The 17,767-nt window shown below is 61.5% G+C and carries 15 protein-coding genes; 5 read left to right on the top strand and 10 right to left on the bottom strand.

Annotated features, from left to right (window positions below):
• Positions 1-8: 8 nt before the first annotated feature.
• The 4 genes from L6D74_RS10625 to L6D74_RS10610 all read right to left on the bottom strand — a co-directional run bounded on the left by L6D74_RS10625 (position 9) and on the right by L6D74_RS10610 (position 4,335).
• The gene (locus tag L6D74_RS10625; protein ID WP_236189094.1) at positions 9-902 is read right to left on the bottom strand and encodes an SMP-30/gluconolactonase/LRE family protein; all 894 of its coding nucleotides are present in this window, start codon (positions 900-902) and stop codon (positions 9-11) included.
• A gap of 41 nt (positions 903-943) precedes the next feature.
• Complete coding sequence (locus L6D74_RS10620) at positions 944-1,768, bottom strand: NAD-dependent epimerase/dehydratase family protein (protein WP_236189093.1); 825 nt, start codon at positions 1,766-1,768, stop codon at positions 944-946.
• A gap of 149 nt (positions 1,769-1,917) precedes the next feature.
• Complete coding sequence (locus tag L6D74_RS10615; RefSeq protein WP_064597539.1) at positions 1,918-3,213, bottom strand: OprD family porin; 1,296 nt, start codon at positions 3,211-3,213, stop codon at positions 1,918-1,920.
• A 171-nt stretch (positions 3,214-3,384) separates the two neighbouring features.
• Entirely contained in the window at positions 3,385-4,335 is a 951-nt protein-coding gene (locus tag L6D74_RS10610; protein ID WP_236189092.1) for a polysaccharide deacetylase family protein, read from the bottom strand.
• Between the two features lie 203 nt (positions 4,336-4,538).
• On the opposite strand from L6D74_RS10610, the gene L6D74_RS10605 reads away from it, so the two are divergent.
• Together L6D74_RS10605 and L6D74_RS10600 are read left to right on the top strand one after the other, a co-directional pair.
• Complete coding sequence (locus tag L6D74_RS10605; protein ID WP_236189088.1) at positions 4,539-6,194, top strand: MFS transporter; 1,656 nt, start codon at positions 4,539-4,541, stop codon at positions 6,192-6,194.
• Positions 6,191-7,333, top strand: a complete 1,143-nt coding sequence (locus L6D74_RS10600; RefSeq protein ID WP_039767224.1) for an HlyD family secretion protein — start codon at positions 6,191-6,193, stop codon at positions 7,331-7,333. The genes L6D74_RS10605 and L6D74_RS10600 overlap by 4 nt, the downstream gene beginning before the upstream one ends.
• A 2-nt stretch (positions 7,334-7,335) precedes the next feature.
• On the opposite strand, the gene copD is transcribed toward L6D74_RS10600, so the two are convergent.
• Genes copD through L6D74_RS10585 form a run of 3 tightly spaced genes read right to left on the bottom strand, consistent with a single transcriptional unit; the run spans position 7,336 to position 9,041 of the window.
• On the bottom strand, positions 7,336-8,193 hold the full coding sequence (gene copD / locus L6D74_RS10595; RefSeq protein WP_236189087.1) for a copper homeostasis membrane protein CopD: 858 nt from the start codon (positions 8,191-8,193) through the stop codon (positions 7,336-7,338).
• 3 nt (positions 8,194-8,196) lie between these two features.
• On the bottom strand, positions 8,197-8,559 hold the full coding sequence (gene copC / locus L6D74_RS10590) for a copper homeostasis periplasmic binding protein CopC (protein WP_236189086.1): 363 nt from the start codon (positions 8,557-8,559) through the stop codon (positions 8,197-8,199).
• A gap of 47 nt (positions 8,560-8,606) precedes the next feature.
• Positions 8,607-9,041 carry a GNAT family N-acetyltransferase gene (locus L6D74_RS10585; RefSeq protein ID WP_236189083.1) on the bottom strand — a complete coding sequence of 145 codons (435 nt, stop codon included), beginning with the start codon at positions 9,039-9,041 and terminating at the stop codon, positions 8,607-8,609.
• A gap of 147 nt (positions 9,042-9,188) precedes the next feature.
• Here L6D74_RS10585 and L6D74_RS10580 point away from each other — a divergent pair, with 147 nt between their 5' ends.
• A complete protein-coding gene (locus tag L6D74_RS10580; RefSeq protein ID WP_007952885.1) occupies positions 9,189-9,809 on the top strand; it encodes a TetR/AcrR family transcriptional regulator in 621 nt (206 codons plus the stop codon).
• Between the two features lie 241 nt (positions 9,810-10,050).
• Here L6D74_RS10580 and preA read toward each other — a convergent pair whose 3' ends face one another.
• From preA to hydA, 3 genes are all read right to left on the bottom strand, one after another.
• Positions 10,051-11,325 (bottom strand): NAD-dependent dihydropyrimidine dehydrogenase subunit PreA, encoded by a 1,275-nt coding sequence (preA, locus tag L6D74_RS10575; RefSeq protein ID WP_011334812.1) that lies wholly within the window; start codon positions 11,323-11,325, stop codon positions 10,051-10,053.
• Positions 11,326-12,693 (bottom strand): NAD(P)-dependent oxidoreductase, encoded by a 1,368-nt coding sequence (locus L6D74_RS10570; RefSeq protein WP_236189074.1) that lies wholly within the window; start codon positions 12,691-12,693, stop codon positions 11,326-11,328. It lies immediately after the preceding gene.
• 158 nt (positions 12,694-12,851) lie between these two features.
• Positions 12,852-14,291 (bottom strand): dihydropyrimidinase, encoded by a 1,440-nt coding sequence (gene hydA / locus L6D74_RS10565; RefSeq protein WP_085648341.1) that lies wholly within the window; start codon positions 14,289-14,291, stop codon positions 12,852-12,854.
• Between the two features lie 620 nt (positions 14,292-14,911).
• Here hydA and L6D74_RS10560 point away from each other — a divergent pair.
• Positions 14,912-16,396 carry an NCS1 family nucleobase:cation symporter-1 gene (locus L6D74_RS10560; protein WP_236189073.1) on the top strand — a complete coding sequence of 495 codons (1,485 nt, stop codon included), beginning with the start codon at positions 14,912-14,914 and terminating at the stop codon, positions 16,394-16,396.
• Between the two features lie 30 nt (positions 16,397-16,426).
• Positions 16,427-17,710, top strand: coding sequence for a Zn-dependent hydrolase (locus L6D74_RS10555; RefSeq protein WP_236189072.1), 1,284 nt, complete (start codon positions 16,427-16,429; stop codon positions 17,708-17,710).
• The last annotated feature ends 57 nt before the right edge of the window (positions 17,711-17,767 follow it).

Here is a 17,767-nt window from a genome sequence, read left to right as displayed (position 1 = left end):
AGGGCGGGTTACAGCAGATCGTCGAACATTGGCTCCGGCAGGCCTTTGACGCCGGGGTTGAGGGCGAACACGCCACCGGCCAGGGACTGCGGATCCTGGTCGTCGCCGGGGCGAATCGAAGTCACGAACAAGGTGTCCATCCGGCTGCCGCCGAAGGCGCACATGGTGGGTTTTTTAACCGGTACCTGCAGCGAGCGGTCAAGGCGACCGTCGGGGGTAAAACGATGGATCAGGCCGACGTCGTTGGCGCAGATCCAGTAGCAGCCATCGGCATCCACGGCTGCGCCGTCGGGGCGACCGTAAAAATGGTTCATGTCCACGAACACCCGCCGGTTGGAGGGTGTGCCTGTCTCGGTGTCGTAGTCGAAAGCCCAGATCAGTTGGACGTTCGGGTGCGAGTCCGACAGGTACATGGTTTTGCCGTCCGGGCTGAAGCCCAGGCCGTTGGGCACGATGAAGCCATCAAGCTGTGCCTCGATCACGCCTGTTTGCCCGGCACCGTAACGATAGAGCCGGCCCTCCGGCAGATTAAGACCCATGTTCAGCACCATGCTGCCGGCCCAGAACCGGCCCTGGCGGTCGCAGCGGCCGTCGTTCAGACGCATGTCCTGACGACTGTGTTCGACCGGTGCTAGCCGATCGCTGTCGAGGCTGCCATCGCCATGCGGTTGCAGATGAAAGAACCCGCTCTCCATGCCGGCCACCCAGCCGCCGCGACTGTGTCGGGCGAGGCAGGCGAGCATCTCGGGCGCCTTCCAGGCGTGAACATGGCCAGTGTCGGCACTCCAGCGCTGCAGGCCACCGTTGGGGATATCGACCCAGTACAAGGCGTTTTCCTGTGGCACCCAGACCGGGCTTTCACCCACCGCGTTGCGGGCGTCGACGATCAATTCGGCTTGCATACTCATTCCCTTGGTTTTATTGGAGACGTGAATCGCGCCGGTCAATCGCCGAACGGGCCGGCCGCAACGAAGGCTCCGCCCTGGTAGATCCGCGCCGGGTCATCGGCTGCCGGCATGGGCTGCGCCTCGACTTTTTCGCGAAACACTTCGGAGGTGTCTTTGGCCTCGAAACCGAGGTGGCTGGCGAAGCGGTTGTCCCACCACACGTCCTTGTTGGCGGACATGCCATAAACCACGGTGTGGCCGACGTTGGGGGTGTACAGCGAACGTTCGAGCAATTGGGTGAGATCGTCGAAGCTCAGCCAGGTGTGCATCATTCGGCGGTTCTGTGGTTCGGGAAACGACGAGCCGATGCGGATGCTGACAGTTTCGATGCCATAGCGATCAAAGTAGAAACTGGCCATGTCTTCGCCGTAGGACTTGGACAGACCGTAGTAGCCGTCGGGGCGGCGAGCAGAGCTGGCGTCGAGGTGTTCGTTCTGTTTGTAGAAGCCGATGACATGGTTGGAGCTGGCGAAGATCACCCGTTTCACACCGTGTCGGCGTGCCGCTTCATAGATATGGAATACGCCGCAGATGTTGGCGCCGAGGATTTCTTCGAAGGGGCGCTCCACCGAGACGCCACCGAAGTGCAGGATCGCATCCACGCCTTCGACCAGATGATGCACGGCAGCTTTGTCGGCGAGGTCGCAGAGCACGACTTCTTCCCGGTTATCGATGGCCGGGGCGAGGGCGGCGATGTCCGACAGGCGCAGCACGTTGGCATACGGGCGCAGACGTTCGCGCAAGACTTTGCCCAAGCCACCGGCGGCACCGGTCAGCAGCAGGCGATTGAACGGAGTTGGGGCGGTGGAGGTGGACGTCATGGCAATCCCTTACACGTTGTTATTAGGTTTGTTGTAGGTTGTCGTATGACTGCGCTGAAGTATCGGTAGGGTTTCCGGAACTTGTCAACGCGACTTTCGGTGTAAGTGACGGAAGGCCGATTCACCCTCCGTTCACTCCATGCCAGGGTTTACAACAACGAAATCGGGTAACTGATGAAGATCCGGTTCTCGTCGAATTCATTGGTGCTGAAGTCCCGGCGAATCGTCGCGTTGCGCCATTTGACGTTGAGGTTTTTCAGCGGACCGCTCTGCACGGTGTAGGCCAGCTCCGACTCGCGCCCCCATTCCTTGCCGTCGGTGATGGTGCCGGTGTGCACGTTGTCACCGCTGATGTAGCGGTTCATCAGCGTCAGCCCGGGGACGCCGAGGACTACGAAGTTGTAGTCGTGGCGGATCTGCCAGGAACGCTCCTGCGCGTTGTCGTAACTGGCGTTGTAGCTGTCGTTGGCCAGGGTGCCGCCGCTGGTGCCGTTGACGCGCATCCAGGCATCGTCGCCGCTGAGCTTTTGCAGGCCGATGTAGAACGTGTTGCCGCCGTACCGGGCCGAGAGCATGGCGAATGCGGTTTTGTTGTCGAGGTCGCCCGCCTGGGCGCTGCCATCTTCCTTGCCGGTGAAGAAACCGAGGTTGGCGCCCAGCGTCCAGTCGCCCAGCGGCTGGCTGTGGCTGAGGTTGAAGTATTGTTGTTGGTAGATGTCGCTGAGTTCGGCGTACCACAGACCGACAAGCGTGCGTTTGTCGTTGAAGGTGTATTCGCCGCCGCCAAAGTTGAAACGGTCGGAGGTGAAGGCGCCGCGGCCGTTCATCGACATGTCTTCCATGCTGGCATCGTTGCGTGGGCTGTTGCCACGGAACTGCCCGCCGTAAAGGGTCAGGCCATTGATTTCGGTAGAGGTGATCTGGCCGCCACGAAAGGTCTGGGGCAGGGAGCGACCATCGTCCGAGCGCAGGATGGGCAACACCGGCATCCATTCACCCACCTTCAGTTCGGTCTTCGACACCTTGGCCTTGAGCGCAACACCCAGTCGCCCGAAATTGTCCGCCGGGCGTCCGTCATCGTGAATCGGCAGCAGCTGCGTACCGCCCGTGCCTTTGCCGCCATCAAGCTTCTGCGAATACATACCCAGCACGTCCAGGCCAAAGCCGACGGTGCCCTGGGTAAAACCGGATTTGGCGTCGAGGATGAAGTTCTGCGTCCACTCTTCAGCCTTGCCCTGCGGATAGTTCGGGTTGACGAAGTTGCGGTTGAAGTAGGCGTTGCGCAGGTTCAGCGTGGCTTTGCTGTCTTCGAGGAAGCCCTCGGCATCGGCGCTCATCGGCAAGGCGAGGGCGAGACTGCCGCAGCCGATCAGGCTCAGGGTGGAACGCGGGCGGGGGATAGAAAAACGGGACGTGCGGACGGAATTGCAGACGAGTGTGCTCACTGTGACGCTCCCTGTTTCATTTGTTGTTTTTATTATTTGTTATACGTCGTCGTACAACATGGTTGCGGATATTTGCGAGGTTTTCCGGAAAAGTCAACAGGGCGTCGTACGATGACTTTGGGTGAGCGGGCAGCCCTCAAAGCGCTGTGAAGAGGGCTGCTGTCGGCACGTTTACTGGTTGTAGAGCGCTTCAGTGTCATCGATCAGGGGATTTTTTTCGGTCAGCACGATCTGCGCGATCTGATCCTTGCGCATGAAACTCACCTTCGAATGCGACTGGGCGTACCGGATGAAGCGCTCCATGGCTTCGACCATCGCCGGGGTGCCACCGATGCGGTCGTGCAGACTCACCGACATCATCCGCCGCTTGCTCGCGCCTTCGGCGTAGAGGCGATCGAATTCCAGCACCAGTTGCTGATAGAACTGTTCGGCGGAGAAATGCCGGCCCTCGACCAGCACGATGTCGTTGTTGCGCAGGGTGTACGGCACCACGGCGAATTTGCGTCCACGAACCATGGTCACGAACGGCTCGTCGCGGCTGACATCGTCGATGTGATAGGTGAAATTCAGATCCTGCAGCACCTTCAACGTATTGGGGCTGCGGCGCAGCCAGTTGGCGTTGTAGCCGACCGAGCGCTGACCGGTGATTTTTTCCACCGCCGCGACGCCATCACCGATGAACTGTTTTTCCTGGGCGTAATTCATGTTGTACGAGTCGGCCCAGCGCATGCCGTGGGCCGCCAGTTCATGGCCACGCTCGGCAATCGCCTTGGCCAGGTCCGGGTGCTTGAGCGCCGCTTCGCCGACCACGTGGGAGGTGACTTTAATGCCGGTGCGATCCCACAGATCGAGCATGCGCCACAGGCCTTCCTTGTAGCCGTAATCGAACCAGGTCTGCGCCGGCAGGTCCGGGTAGCCTTTTGGCAGCGGTGTACCGGAAAACGGACTTTCAGCGCCTTCGGGCTGACCGCCGGTTTCGAATTGCATCGACACCGAAATCACCAGTTGCGAGCCATCCGGCCACGGGCGTTCCTGAGCGAAGGCGAGGGCTGGCAGCAACAGCGCGGCGGCCAGCAGGTTTTTCAGCAGACGCGGGGAGCGTTGCCAACGGGGAGTGGTCATATCGGGCACCTTGCAGGTTGAGAAGTGCTGCAAGGTTGGCATCCGCTACGCTTTGGAAAAATCCGCTGCGGGCGAGATGACCTTTAAACAAAATTTACGAATCCACCCAAAATCCCTTGTGGGAGCAGGCTCGCTCCCACACTGGATAGGTGTTTGGCCAGGATTTGCGGCACACTTAAGCGACTACAAGACAAGGCCTTTCAATGGATCAATACGCCCCGCGCAACTGGCAGCCGCACGAGAAGCCCAGTCTGCCCGGTTCTCCCTCGACGCCGCTGCACTCCAACCCCAAGCGCCTGGCTTATGCGCTGGTGGGCTTGCTGGTGGCGGTGACCGGTGGGCTGGGTAATGCGCTGGTGGTCGCCAACCTGCCTTATCTGCAAGGCGCGCTCGGGGCGACGACGGCGGAGATGGCCTGGCTGCCGGCGGCGTATGTGATGACCAACGTGTCGATGAACCTGCTGCTGGTGAAGTTTCGCCAGCAGTTCGGGCTGCGGGCGTTTACCGAGGTGTTTCTGGTGCTGTATGCGCTGGTGACCTTCGGCCATCTATTCGTCAATGACTTGAATTCAGCAGTCGCGGTGCGGGCGGCCCACGGCATGGTTGGCGCGGCGCTTAGTTCGCTGGGCCTGTATTACATGGTGCAGGCGTTCCCGGCCAAATGGCGGATGAAGGCGCTGGTGCTGGGCCTCGGCACCTCACAGCTGGCCTTGCCACTGGCGCGACTGTTTTCCGAAGACCTGCTGCAGATCGCCGAATGGCGCGGCCTGTACCTGTTTGAACTGGGTATGGCGCTGCTGTCGTTGGGCTGCGTCCTGATGCTCAAACTGCCGCCGGGTGACCGGTTCAAGACCTTCGAACCGCTCGACTTCCTGACCTTCGCGATCCTCGCCAGCGGCGTCGCGCTGTTGTGCGCGGTGTTGTCCCTGGGGCGGATCGACTGGTGGCTGGAGGCCGACTGGATCGGCATCGCCCTGGCCGCTTCGATCGCCCTGATCCTCGCGGGGCTGGCCATCGAACATAACCGCAGCAACCCGATGCTGATGACCCGCTGGCTCGGCAGCGGGGTGATGATCCGCCTGGCGCTGGCGGTGATCCTGATTCGCATGGTGACCTCGGAGCAATCCACCGGCGCCGTGGGCTTCATGCAGAACCTGAACATGAGCAGCCAGCAGCTTCATAGCCTGTATGTGGTGATGCTGATCGGCAGCGTCGCCGGGCTGCTGACCAGTGCACTGACCATCGACCCGAAACACCTGCTGATGCCGCTGATCATTTCGCTGGCGTTGATGGCCACCGGCTCGATCATGGACAGCTCATCGAACAACCTGACCCGCCCCGGCAACCTGTATTTCAGCCAATTTCTGCTGGCGTTCGGCAGTACTTTCTTCCTCGGCCCGACCATGGTGCTGGGCACGCGCAACGTGCTGACCAACCCGCGCAACCTCGTGAGTTTTTCGGTGTTGTTCGGGATCTGCAACAACCTCGGCGGCCTGATCGGCGCGGCGTTGCTGGGGACTTTCCAGATCGTGCGCGAGAAATTTCATTCCAGCCATATCGTCGAGCAACTGGTGATGTCCGATCCCAGGGTCGCCGCCCGGGTCCAGAGCGGCGGATCGGCGGTCGGCTCCGTGATTGCCGACCCGAGTCTGCGCAATCTGCAAGGCATTCGCAGCCTGGCCAACGCTGCCACGCGCGAAGCCAACGTACTGGCCTATAACGATGTGTTCATGCTGATTGCGGTGATCGCGATCCTGACCATGATCTGGATTTCCATCCGTGCGCTGTGGCTGATCAGTACCACCAAAGCCGTAACCCCGACACCTTCCGTACCTTCCAGCGGTGCCACTTCTTCATGACCGAACCGACTACCACGACCACCAATGCCATCGCCGCCACCCCTGAAGGTGTGGCGCCGCCGTCATCACCGAACACCGAGCCGCGCTCGTTGCGGGTGCGGATCATCTCGTCGCTGGGGTTTGCCGCGATTGCCATCGTCGGTGTGCTGATCGTGCTTTACGCCTGGCAACTGCCGCCGTTCAGCAGCGCAGTTGAGACCACCGAAAACGCCTTGGTGCGCGGGCAGGTGACGATCATCGGCCCGCAGCTCAGTGGGTATGTGTTTGAAGTGCCGGTGCAGGATTTCCAGTTCGTGAAGGAAGGTGATTTGCTGGTACGTCTCGATGACCGCATCTATCAGCAACGCCTCGACCAGTCGCTGGCGCAACTGGCGGTACAGAAGGCCTCGCTGGCCAACGTGGTGCAGCAGCGCAATAGCGCCGAAGCGACGATCAAGTTGCGGCAGGCGGTGGTGGCCGACAGCGAGGCGCAGCTGCGCAAAAGCGAGGCCGACTTGCGACGCAACAAGGCGCTGGTCAATGACGGTTCCGTGTCCAAGCGCGAGATGGACGTGGCGCTGGCCGCCAATGCGCAAAGCATTGCGGCGGTGGCGCAGGCCAAGGCCAATCTGGAAATCGCCCGGCAGGATCTGCAAACGGTGATCGTCAATCGCGGCTCGCTGGAAGCGGCGGTGGCCAGCGCCGAGGCGGCGGTGCAGCTGGCGCGGATCGATTTGTCCAACACCCGGATCATCGCCCCGCGCGACGGTCAGCTCGGGCAGATCGGCGTGCGTCTCGGCGCCTACGTCAACTCCGGGGCGCAGTTGATGGCGCTGGTGCCGAACCAGAAATGGGTGATCGCCAACCTCAAGGAAACCCAGATGGACAATGTGCGCGTGGGGCAGCCGGCGAGTTTCACCGTCGATGCCTTGAACCACCGCAAGTTCACCGGCCATGTGCAGCACATCTCACCGGGCACCGGTTCCGAATTCGCGTTGTTGCAGGCCGACAACGCCACCGGCAACTTCGTGAAAATCGCCCAGCGGGTGCCGGTGCGCATCACCATCGATCCGGATCAGCAGGAGAGCGAGCGTTTGCGGCCGGGGATGTCGGTGGTGGTCAGCATTGATACGGCGGCGGGCGATACCCAGAAACACTGACCTCAGGCAGCGATCATCGGCGGCAGGGTGCCGAGCACGGAAACCGCCACCACGGCGCCGATCCCCAGCAGCCATTCGAGCATGACGCTGCGTTTGAGGGTGTCGATCCGCTGTTCGCAATCGTTGATCCGCAGGCGATTGAACAGCGCCAGTGCAAGCATGCCGAACACCAGCAGCGCCTTGATCAACAGGATCAGGGCGAACCCCGAGAACAGCGGCGTCGGCCACCATTGGCCGGTGAGCACGCGCACATTGATCAGCCCGGTGATCAGCAGGCCGGCGACCAGCCCGTAGCCGAGTCCGCTAAATCGCTGCAAGACTTCGCGCATGTCTTCGTGACGTTGGCGCAGGATCATCACCAGCATCAGCAATCCTCCAAGCCAGGCGCCGACGCAAGTCAGGTGAATGACCTGATTGAGGATCAGCATCTGGCCGCTGAAACCGTCGAGCATCGCGCCGTGTCCGACCGGTGCCAGCGTCATCAGCAGCAGCGCACTCAGGCCCAGCCGCAATGGCCGGCTCGAACGCCACGGCGTAAACAGCAACGCCAGCAACAGGGCATTGATCAACAGATGCCAGCGCCAGACCTGACCGAAAAACGTGTGGCCAAGGACCCGCTCGACGGTGGCCGGATCAAACGCGGCCGCCGCCGAACCGGCCATGCTTGCGGTAATCAACAACGCCCAGATGACGCCGCTGGCCAGGGCAATCGCCGCCAGCCAGCGAGTCAGTCGCGCCAGCTGCCGATCCAGAAGCGGCGCTTCACCTTTGAGCAGCAGCGGCCGGAAAAGCCAGGCCCCGAAAAGCATCAACACCACGATGAAATGCAGGAACCGGCACAGCACCAGCGCTTCACTCATGAATTACTGGCCAACCTTGAACTGATAGGCGCCTTCGCTTTTGTGCGTATCGACCGACACCGCATGCCATTCGATTTTGTATTCCCCAGCGGTCAGCGGTGCTTCGGGGGTGACGATCAGGGTTTTCTTGTCGCCTTCGGTGGTCAGCGGTTTGACCGCCACCGGCTTGCCGTCGTGGGTCACGGTGACTTTGGTGAAGCTGGCTTCGACGCCTTCGGAAAACACCAGGCGCAGATCCGCCGGTGCCGCGACGGTGCTGTCGGCAGCCGGAGTTTGGCTTTTCAGATGGGCGTGGGCGAACGCCTGGGAAGTGACGATCAGCGAAGCCAGCAGTGCGCCAGCGGTGAAGAGTTTTTTCATCGGCATGGAAAGATTCCTTTCAGCGAAATGGCGGGCTGAGTATAGAACGTGGATCACAGGGCTTTCAGGCGCATGTGAATGACCGGAAAGGGCCGGCCTTCGCCGTCGAGTGCCGAGCGGCCGATGTCTTCGAATCCGTAGTGACGGTAGAAGCCGTGGGCTTGCGGGTTCTGTTCATTGACGTCGACCTTCAGCAGTGGGCGGCGGACATGGTCGAGCAAGCGTCGGCCGATACCCTGGCCACGCTGAGCCGGGTCAATGAACAGCATTTGTACGGTGTCCTCGTCGGTGGCGATAAAGCCTGCCGGGGAGTGGTCAGGGTTCTCGAAAACCTGCACATCCAGCGCGGGCAGGTAGGTGTCACGCACCAGCGGTAACAGCCGGTGGATGTCGTCTTCCGGGAGGAAATCGTGGGTGGCGCGGACCGAGCGCTCCCACAGTGCGGCGAGCTGCGGATCATCCGCAGCGATGCGCTTTCGAATGGTCATGGGCAGGATCCTTCAGTGTCTGACGGGGAGAAGGAGGGCGATCCTAAACCAGAAAAAAGCCCAAGTGTGTGAAGAATCGTTCTCGGCTGTCGCCCCTTGCCCAGAGCGGATGCTAGTCTTCAACAACGTTGTCTTCAGGGAGCCCTCATGGGCAATCACAAGATCGAAATCCGCCGCACCAACGTCGACAAGATCCTGCTGGCGGCGGAGAAAGTCTTCGCCGAGAAAGGTTTCGGCGGCACCGCCATGGCGGACATCGCCGCGGAAGTGCAGCTGCCACGCTCCAACCTGCATTACTACTTTTCGACCAAGAGCGAGCTGTACAGCGCGGTGCTGTTCGACCTGCTGGAAGTGTGGAAGCAGGACGCGCTGTGCTTCGAGATGTTCGACGATCCGCGCGTGGTGCTCAGCAGCTACATCCGCGCCAAGATGAACCACTCGCGCAGCCGGCCGTACGGTTCGAAAGTCTGGGCCAACGAAATCATCCACGGCGCCCCGACCCTCGGCGAGGCGCTGGATGTGAGCCTGTACGACTGGGCGAAGATGAAGGAGGCGAAGATCCGGCAGTGGGTGGAGGACAAGCGGATTCTGCCGGTGGAGCCGTCGAGCCTGCTGTACATGATCTGGGCCTCGACGCAGCACTATGCCGACTTCGATCATCAGGTGAATATTCTGAATGAGCATCAGCCACTGTCGGACATGCAGTTCGAACGGGCGGTGCAGACGGTGACGAGTGTGATTTTGCGGGGGATCGGGTTGGAGCCCTGAAAGTCAAAAGCTGGCCCTCACCCCAGCCCTCCCGAAACGTCGGACCGCCCGGAGGGAGAGGGAGCCTACGGAGGTGTCATTCGGGTTACATCGACCTGCAAGACCGGGTCGATTATGGATTCAAAGCAGATCGTTCATGTCGGTGCAGTTCATCAATATTCCCCGGTCGGTTCCCTCTCCCTTTGGGAGAGGGCTAGGCGGGCGGCGTTCCGATGAGGGGACTTCCGGATCCACAGGCGATCTAGACCGCAACGTGATACGGATTCCTCGGATCATGATTCCAGTCCAGAAACGGCTTGCCCGTTTCCATCGGCACCATCTCGATGCAATCCGCCACCGGACAAGTGATCTGACACAGATTGCACCCCACACACTCATCATCGATCACTTCATATTTATGCGTTCCATCGGCCTGTTTCAGGCTGCTGATCGCCTGGTGTGAAGTGTCTTCGCAGGCAATGTGGCAACGCCCGCAACCGATGCATGCCTCCTGGTCGATCTTCGCGATGACTTGATAGTTGATGTCCAGGTACTTCCAGTCCGTGGTGTTGCCCACCGCGCGCCCGGAAAACTCGGCAATGCTGGCGTAGCCCTGACTGTCCATCCACCGCGACAGGCCATCCTTCATCTCATCGACAATCCGGAAGCCATGCAGCATCGCCGCCGTGCACACCTGTACCGCGCCGCTGCCCAGTGCGATGAACTCCGCCGCATCACGCCAGCTGCCAATGCCGCCGATGCCGCAGATCGGCAGGCCCTGGGTCTGTGGATCACGGGCGATTTCCGCGACCATGTTCAACGCGATCGGCTTCACTGCCGAGCCGCAATACCCGCCGTGGGTGCTTTTGCTGCCGACGGTGGGCAGGGCGACCATGTGTTCGAGGTCGACGCTGGTGATCGAGTTGATGGTGTTGATCAGCGACACTGCATCCGCGCCACCCCGGTGCGCGGCGCGGGCGGCGACGCGGATGTCGGTGATGTTCGGCGTCAGTTTGACGATCACCGGCAGCGAGCAATAGGTCTTGCACCAGCGCGTAACCTGTTCGACGTACTCCGGCACCTGACCGACCGCCGCGCCCATGCCGCGCTCGGGCATGCCGTGGGGGCAGCCGAAATTCAGTTCGATGCCGTCAGCGCCGGTGGCCTCCACCAGCGGCAGGATGTGTTTCCACGACTCTTCGACGCACGGCACCATCAGCGAAACGATCAGCGCGCGGTCCGGCCAATCCTTTTTCACCTGGGTGATTTCCCGCAGGTTGATTTCCAGCGAGCGGTCGGTGATCAGTTCGATGTTGTTGATGCCCAGCACTTCGCGGTTGGCGCCGTAGTGCGCCGAATAACGCGACGACACGTTGACCGCCGCCGGGTCTTCACCCAGGGTTTTCCAGACTACGCCACCCCAGCCGGCTTCGAAGGCGCGGACCACGTTGTAGGCCTTGTCGGTCGGCGGCGCGGAGGCCAGCCAGAACGGATTGGGGGCTTTGATACCGGCGAAGACAATCGAGAGATCGGCCATTTACGCAGCCTCCACGTTGAGCATCAGTTGAGCGTTGATCGCCTCGGCGGCGCGTTTGCCGTGTTGCACCGCTTGCACGGTCAGGTCCTGATCGAGGCTGGTGCAGTCGCCGCCGGCATACACGCCGGGGATGCTGGTGCGCAGGTTTTCATCGACCTGAATCCGTTCGCCCTGACGCTTGAGTTCGCGGGCCAGCGGGTCGGCGAGGGCGCTGCCGTCGAAGGCCTGGCCGATGGCTTTGAAGATCGCATCGGCGGCCAGCTCGAAAGTCTCGCCGGTGGTTTGCAGGCGACCGTCCACCAAATGCGTACGGGCGAAGCGCATGCCGCGCACCTTGCCTTGGGCATCGAGTAGCACCTCATCCGGTTGCGCCCAGGTCAGCAACCGCACCTGATTGGCCTTGGCGATGTCCTGCTCGTGGCCGGTGGCGCCCATGTCCGCTGCGCCACGGCGATAGACCAGGTTGACGTCGCGGGCACCGAGGCGGGCCATTTGCACGGCCATGTCGATGGCGGTATTGCCGGCGCCGAGGACGATGCAGCGCTCGGCCAGCGGCAGTTGCGACAGGTCATCAGCCTGGCGCAGTTCGCGGATATAGTCGGTGGCGGCGAGCAGGCCGGGAGCGTCTTCGTGGGCCAGGCCGAGTTGCTTGCTCGCATTGAGACCGAGGCCGAGGAACACTGCGTCGAACTGTTGATGCAGTTCGCTCAAAGTCAGGTTGTCGCCGAGTTTCTGGCCGTGACGGATTTCGATGCCGCCTATCTGCAGGAGGAAATCCAGCTCCTTCTGCGCGTAGTCGTCGACCAGTTTGTACTTGGCGATCCCGTATTCGTTGAGCCCGCCAGCCTTCTCCCGCGCTTCGAAAATCACCACGTCATGCCCGTGCATCGCGCTGCGATGTGCGCAGGACAAACCCGCCGGGCCGGCACCGACCACGGCGATGCGTTTGCCGGTGGCGGCGGCGCGCTGGAACGGGTGTTCGGTGAAGTGCGCGTTGTCCACGGCATAACGCTGCAGCAGGCCGATCAGCACCGGCGCGCATTCGTGGGCGTTGTTGCGCACGCAAGCTTGCTGGCAGAGGATCTCGGTCGGACAGACCCGTGCGCAACTGCCGCCGAGGATGTTTGCCGAAAGGATTTTCTGCGCCGCGCCGGGCACGTTGTCCTGATGGATATTGCGGATGAACGACGGAATGTCGATCTCGCTCGGGCACGCATTCACGCACGGCGCGTCGTAGCAATACAGGCAGCGCGAGGCTTCCAGATGCGCCTGGCGGTCGTTGAGCGGCGGCGCCAGATCGGTGAAATGGCCGGCGAGGGCGGCCGCACTTTCGTGCGGGTGCGGGAGATGGTTCAGGGTCTCGATCACGGTTTTTTGCCTCACGGTTAATTGAGGTTTTCTGCCTCTAAATGGGCAGTGGTTTTTTGTTGCCTGAACTGGCCTCATCGCCAGCAGGCTGGCTCCCACATTTGGAATGCGTACACCTGTGGGAGCTAGCCTGCTAGCGATGGCCGAAGGCCTGGATTTCAGCGTTTAACCGCAACCGGCCTGTGCAACTCCGCCCGCTTGCTCAGCAAATCAAACACCGCCGGATACGCCGGCCGTTCGATATAGCGGCCTGCGCCACGCTCGGCGCGCAGGTCGCCGTCGGCCCAGACCACCCGGCCCTGGCTGACGGTATGGCTCGGCACGCCGGTCACGGTCTTGCCTTCGAAGATGTTGAAGTCCACCTGCTGATGGTGGGTCTTGGCGGAGATGGTGCGGGTGCCTTGCGGGTCCCACAGCACCAGGTCGGCATCGGCGCCGACGCGGATCGCGCCCTTGCGCGGGTAGAGGTTGAAGATTTTCGCGGTGTTGGTGGAGGTGAGGGCGACGAAGTCCTGCATCGACAACCGCCCCGAGTTCACCCCTTCATCCCACAACACCGCCATGCGGTCTTCGATGCCGGCGGTGCCGTTGGGGATCTTGCTGAAATCGTCGCGGCCGGCGGCTTTCTGCTCGGCGCAGAAACAGCAATGGTCGGTGGCGGTGGTGTGCAGATTGCCGCTCTGCAAACCATGCCACAGCGCGTCTTGATGCCCGCGCGGGCGGAACGGCGGGCTCATCACGTAACCGGCGGCGGTCTGCCAGTCCGGGTGCTGATAGACACTGTCGTCCAGCAGCAGATGGCCGGCCAGCACTTCGCCGTAGACCGGTTGGCCCTTGCTGCGGGCGTAGGTGATTTCGTCGAGGGCTTCCTTGGTCGAGACGTGCACCAGGTACAGCGGCGTGCCGATGGTTTCAGCGATACGGATCGCCCGGCTCGCAGCTTCACCTTCGACCTGCGATGGCCGCGACAGTGGATGCGCTTCCGGCCCGGTGATGCCCTGAGCCATCAACTTGCGTTGCAGGTGATAGACCAGCTCGCCGTTTTCCGCGTGCACGGTCGGCACCGCGCCGAGTTCCAGGCAGCGCTCGAAGCTCGCCACCAGCGTGTCGTCGGCGGCCATGATCGCGTTCTTGTAGGCCATGAAATGCTTGAAGCTGTTGATCCCGTGATGGCTGACCAGCTCGGCCATTTCCTCCCGCACCTGCTCGCTCCACCAAGTGATCGCGACGTGGAAGCCGTAGTCGGACGCGGACTTCTCCGCCCAGCCGCGCCACTGGTGAAAGGCTTCGAGCAGCGACTGCTGCGGATTGGGAATCACGAAATCGATGATCGAGGTGGTGCCGCCGGCCAGGCCAGCGGCGGTGCCGCTGTAGAAGTCTTCGCTGGCTACGGTGCCCATGAACGGGAGTTGCATGTGGGTGTGCGGATCGATGCCGCCGGGCATCAGGTATTGACCGCTGCCGTCGAGCACTTCGGCGCCGGCGGGAACATCCAGGTTTTCACCAATGGCTTTGATCACGCCGTCAGCGCAATAGACATCGGCGCGGTAACTTTCATCATGGGTAACAACGGTGGCGCCACGGATCAACAGAGACATTCCGAGTTCCTCGCAGGCATGACCGACTTGTGCCGGTTCTAGTGTTTTATTGTTCGCAGCGCCGAATGCGTAATCTTGTCAGCGCTGTCAGGAATAGACGCTAGTCGCAGTTCTGCAATTGATCAAGATTATTTTTTATAAGCTTATGACTGTTTTAAAGCATTGAAAAATAAAGATAAAAATACAAAATCACCAAAATGGTGAGGCCCTTCACCATTTTGACGCACTTGACAGGTTGGAAATATGAGCAAGATTTCCTATGTGAAATCAGCCGCTTGAAGTTGAGCGGAGAGTGACGCGTCCTGAAGAAAAATAATGCAGTGCACCAGATTGATTCCTGACAGTTCGGACAACTTGCCTGGCATTTAGCCTGAGTGTTCAGTCAAGTTTTCGCGGCCTCACCGGGTGAATAATTAAAACTGATAAACATCAGTAAGTTGCAGGAAATAGAAAGCACGGCCCGATGCGAAAGCGGGGCACCCGGCACGTTTATTGATGCCGCCGCTGACACCATGGCCGGTGCATGAAAGTTGTCAGTTCCTCCGGCCATCGTCCGGCTCGCACCTGCGTGTGCAGCCGCCTGATGAGCAAAAAATAATCAGAAGAACAGTGGAGCGGCCATGCAACAGAACAGATCGCAAGTGACCGAGCGCGACGGCTTGTTCGAACTCGAAGCCGGCAGTGACGTCCTCGACAGTCCCCGATACAACCACGACATGGCACCGACCAAGGTGCGCGAACGAACCTGGAACAAATGGCACATCACCGCGCTGTGGGTCGGCATGTCGATCTGCGTGCCGACCTACACCCTCGGCGGCGTGCTCACCGCGTATTTCGGCCTCACCGTCGGCGAGGCCTTGCTGGCGATTTTGTTTGCCAACGTCATCGTCCTGATTCCCCTCACACTCAACGCGTTTCCCGGCACCAAATACGGGATTCCGTTTCCAGTGTTGCTGCGCTCGTCGTTCGGGATTCTCGGCTCCAATGTGCCGTGCCTGATCCGCGCGCTGGTGGCGTGCGGCTGGTTCGGCATCCAGACCATGTTCGGCGGGCTGGCGATTCACCTGTTTCTCGGCTCGGTGTTCGAGGGCTGGAAATCCCTCGGCGGGACGGGGGAGGTGATCGGTTTCATGGTCTTCTGGGCGTTGAACTTGTGGGTGGTGATCCGTGGCGCCGAGTCGATCAAATGGCTGGAAACCCTATCGGCGCCGCTGCTGGTGGCGGTTGGCATCGGGTTGCTGGTATGGGCCATGCCGAATGTGTCGATGACCGAGTTGCTGGCGATTCCGCCGAAGCGTCCCGAGGGCGCGAGCGTGGTCAGCTACTTCGCCGCCGGGCTGACGGCGATGGTCGGTTTCTGGGCTACGTTGTCGCTGAACATTCCTGACTTCAGCCGTTATGCCCGCAGCCAGAAGGATCAGATCCTCGGGCAGATTTTCGGTCTGCCGCTGACCATGTTCCTGTTCGCCGCACTGGGCGTGGTGATGACCGCCGCCTCGGTGAAACTGGTGGGCGTCAGCGTTTCCGATCCGGTGACGCTGATCGGCCATATCCAGAGCCCGGTGTGGGTCGCGGTGGCCATGGCGCTGATCATCATCGCCACGCTGTCGACCAACACCGCCGCCAACATTGTTTCGCCAACCAACGACTTCCAGAACATCGCGCCCAAAGTCATCAACCGCACCAAAGCGGTGATTCTCACCGGGTTCGTCGGTCTGGCGCTGATGGGCCATGAGCTGCTGAAGAAGCTCGGGCTGATCGTCTCCGATGTCAGCCTGGAAACCGTGTATTCGAACTGGCTGCTGGGCTATTCCAGTCTGCTCGGACCGATTGCAGGGATCATGGTGGTGGACTATTTCCTGATCAAGAAACAGCAACTGGACCTGGCTGGCCTGTACCGCGACGACGTGTACCCGGCGTGGAACTGGGCCGGGTTCATCGCCTTCGGCGTGCCGGTGGTGCTGACCCTGCTGTCGTTGGGCAGCAGCGCATTCAGCTGGTTCTACAGCTACGGCTGGTTCACCGGCTCGGCGCTGGGCGGGTTGATCTATTACGGGTTGTGCGCGATGCGTGCGACGCCGGTGGCCGTCAAATCGCCGTTGTAATTCCCATAAGAACTGCCTGAGGAGATCCCCATGAACGCAGCCGTAGACGTTCTGCAATCGACCCATCAGCACATCAACCGCGACCGCTTATGGGCGTCGCTCATGGAGCTGGCGAAGCTCGGCGCGACGGTCAAGGGCGGGGTCTGTCGACTGGCCCTGACCGACCTCGACCGCCAGGCCCGCGACCTGTTCGTGCAATGGTGCAAGGACGCCGGTTGCAGCGTCACGGTCGATGAAGTCGGCAACATCTTCGCTCGCCGTCCCGGCCGCAACCCGAACCTGCCCCCGGTGATGACCGGCAGCCACATCGACACCCAGCCCACTGGTGGCAAGTTCGACGGCTGCTTCGGCGTGCTCGCCGGCGTCGAAGTGCTGCGCACCCTCAATGATTTGGGCGTGGAAACCGAGGCGCCGTTGGAAGTGGTGGTCTGGACCAACGAAGAAGGCTCGCGCTTCGCCCCGTGCATGATGGGCTCCGGCGTGTTCGCGGAAAAATTCACCCTCGAAGAAACCCTGGCCAAGGTCGATGCCGACGGCATAACGGTTGGCGAAGCGTTGAACGCCATCGGTTACGCCGGACCGCGCAAGGTCAGCGGGCACAAGGTCGGCGCCTATTTCGAAGCGCACATCGAGCAAGGCCCGATTCTTGAGGACGAACAGAAAACCATCGGCGTAGTACTCGGCGCACTGGGGCAGAAGTGGTTCGACCTGAAACTGCGCGGCGTCGAAGCCCACGCCGGTCCGACCCCGATGCACCTGCGCAAGGACGCGCTGGTCGGCGCCTCGGTGATCGTCGGCGCGGTCAATCGCGCTGCCCTCGGCCACCAACCCCACGCGTGCGGCACGGTCGGTTGCCTGCAAGCCTATCCCGGCTCACGCAACGTCATTCCCGGCGAGGTACGCATGACCCTCGATTTCCGGCATTTGGAACCGGCACGCCTCGACTCGATGATCGCCGAGGTCAAGCAAGTCATCGAAGCCACCTGCGAAGAACACGGCCTGACCTATGAACTGACCCCGACCGCCGACTTCCCGCCACTGTACTTCGAAAAAGGCTGCGTCGAAGCCGTGCGCGGCGCCGCCAAAGGTCTGGGCCTGTCGCACATGGACATTGTCAGCGGCGCCGGCCACGACGCGATTTTCCTCGCCGAACTGGGCCCAGCTGGGATGATTTTCGTGCCGTGCGAAGGCGGCATCAGCCACAACGAAATCGAAAACGCCGCCCCGGACGATCTGGCGGCCGGGTGTGCGGTGTTGCTGCGGGCGATGCTGGCGGCTTCGGCGGCGGTGGCGGGCAAGCAACGCGCGGCGTAAAGCCAGGGTTGGGTAGTCAAGAGACTGTGGCGATCTGGCAGATCGCCACAGACGCCC

It is taken from the genome of Pseudomonas pharyngis (genome assembly GCF_021602345.1).
Taxonomy (GTDB): Bacteria; Pseudomonadota; Gammaproteobacteria; order Pseudomonadales; family Pseudomonadaceae; genus Aquipseudomonas; species Aquipseudomonas pharyngis.
The sequence above is the reverse complement of the archived record's forward strand: the minus strand, read 5'-3'. Positions and strand labels throughout refer to the sequence as shown.

Bases quoted from the DNA above. Each gene is read 5' to 3' on its own strand.
- preA (WP_011334812.1), bottom strand. From the start codon at position 11,325: ATGGCCGATCTCTCGATTGTCTTCGCCGGTATCAAAGCCCCCAATCCG.
- L6D74_RS10555 (WP_236189072.1), top strand. From the start codon at position 16,427: ATGAACGCAGCCGTAGACGTTCTGCAATCGACCCATCAGCACATCAAC.
- hydA (WP_085648341.1), bottom strand. From the start codon at position 14,291: ATGTCTCTGTTGATCCGTGGCGCCACCGTTGTTACCCATGATGAAAGT.
- L6D74_RS10620 (WP_236189093.1), bottom strand. From the start codon at position 1,768: ATGACGTCCACCTCCACCGCCCCAACTCCGTTCAATCGCCTGCTGCTG.
- copC (WP_236189086.1), bottom strand. From the start codon at position 8,559: ATGCCGATGAAAAAACTCTTCACCGCTGGCGCACTGCTGGCTTCGCTG.
- L6D74_RS10605 (WP_236189088.1), top strand. From the start codon at position 4,539: ATGGATCAATACGCCCCGCGCAACTGGCAGCCGCACGAGAAGCCCAGT.
- L6D74_RS10625 (WP_236189094.1), bottom strand. From the start codon at position 902: ATGCAAGCCGAATTGATCGTCGACGCCCGCAACGCGGTGGGTGAAAGC.
- copD (WP_236189087.1), bottom strand. From the start codon at position 8,193: ATGAGTGAAGCGCTGGTGCTGTGCCGGTTCCTGCATTTCATCGTGGTG.
- L6D74_RS10610 (WP_236189092.1), bottom strand. From the start codon at position 4,335: ATGACCACTCCCCGTTGGCAACGCTCCCCGCGTCTGCTGAAAAACCTG.
- L6D74_RS10560 (WP_236189073.1), top strand. From the start codon at position 14,912: ATGCAACAGAACAGATCGCAAGTGACCGAGCGCGACGGCTTGTTCGAA.
- L6D74_RS10600 (WP_039767224.1), top strand. From the start codon at position 6,191: ATGACCGAACCGACTACCACGACCACCAATGCCATCGCCGCCACCCCT.
- L6D74_RS10585 (WP_236189083.1), bottom strand. From the start codon at position 9,041: ATGACCATTCGAAAGCGCATCGCTGCGGATGATCCGCAGCTCGCCGCA.
- L6D74_RS10580 (WP_007952885.1), top strand. From the start codon at position 9,189: ATGGGCAATCACAAGATCGAAATCCGCCGCACCAACGTCGACAAGATC.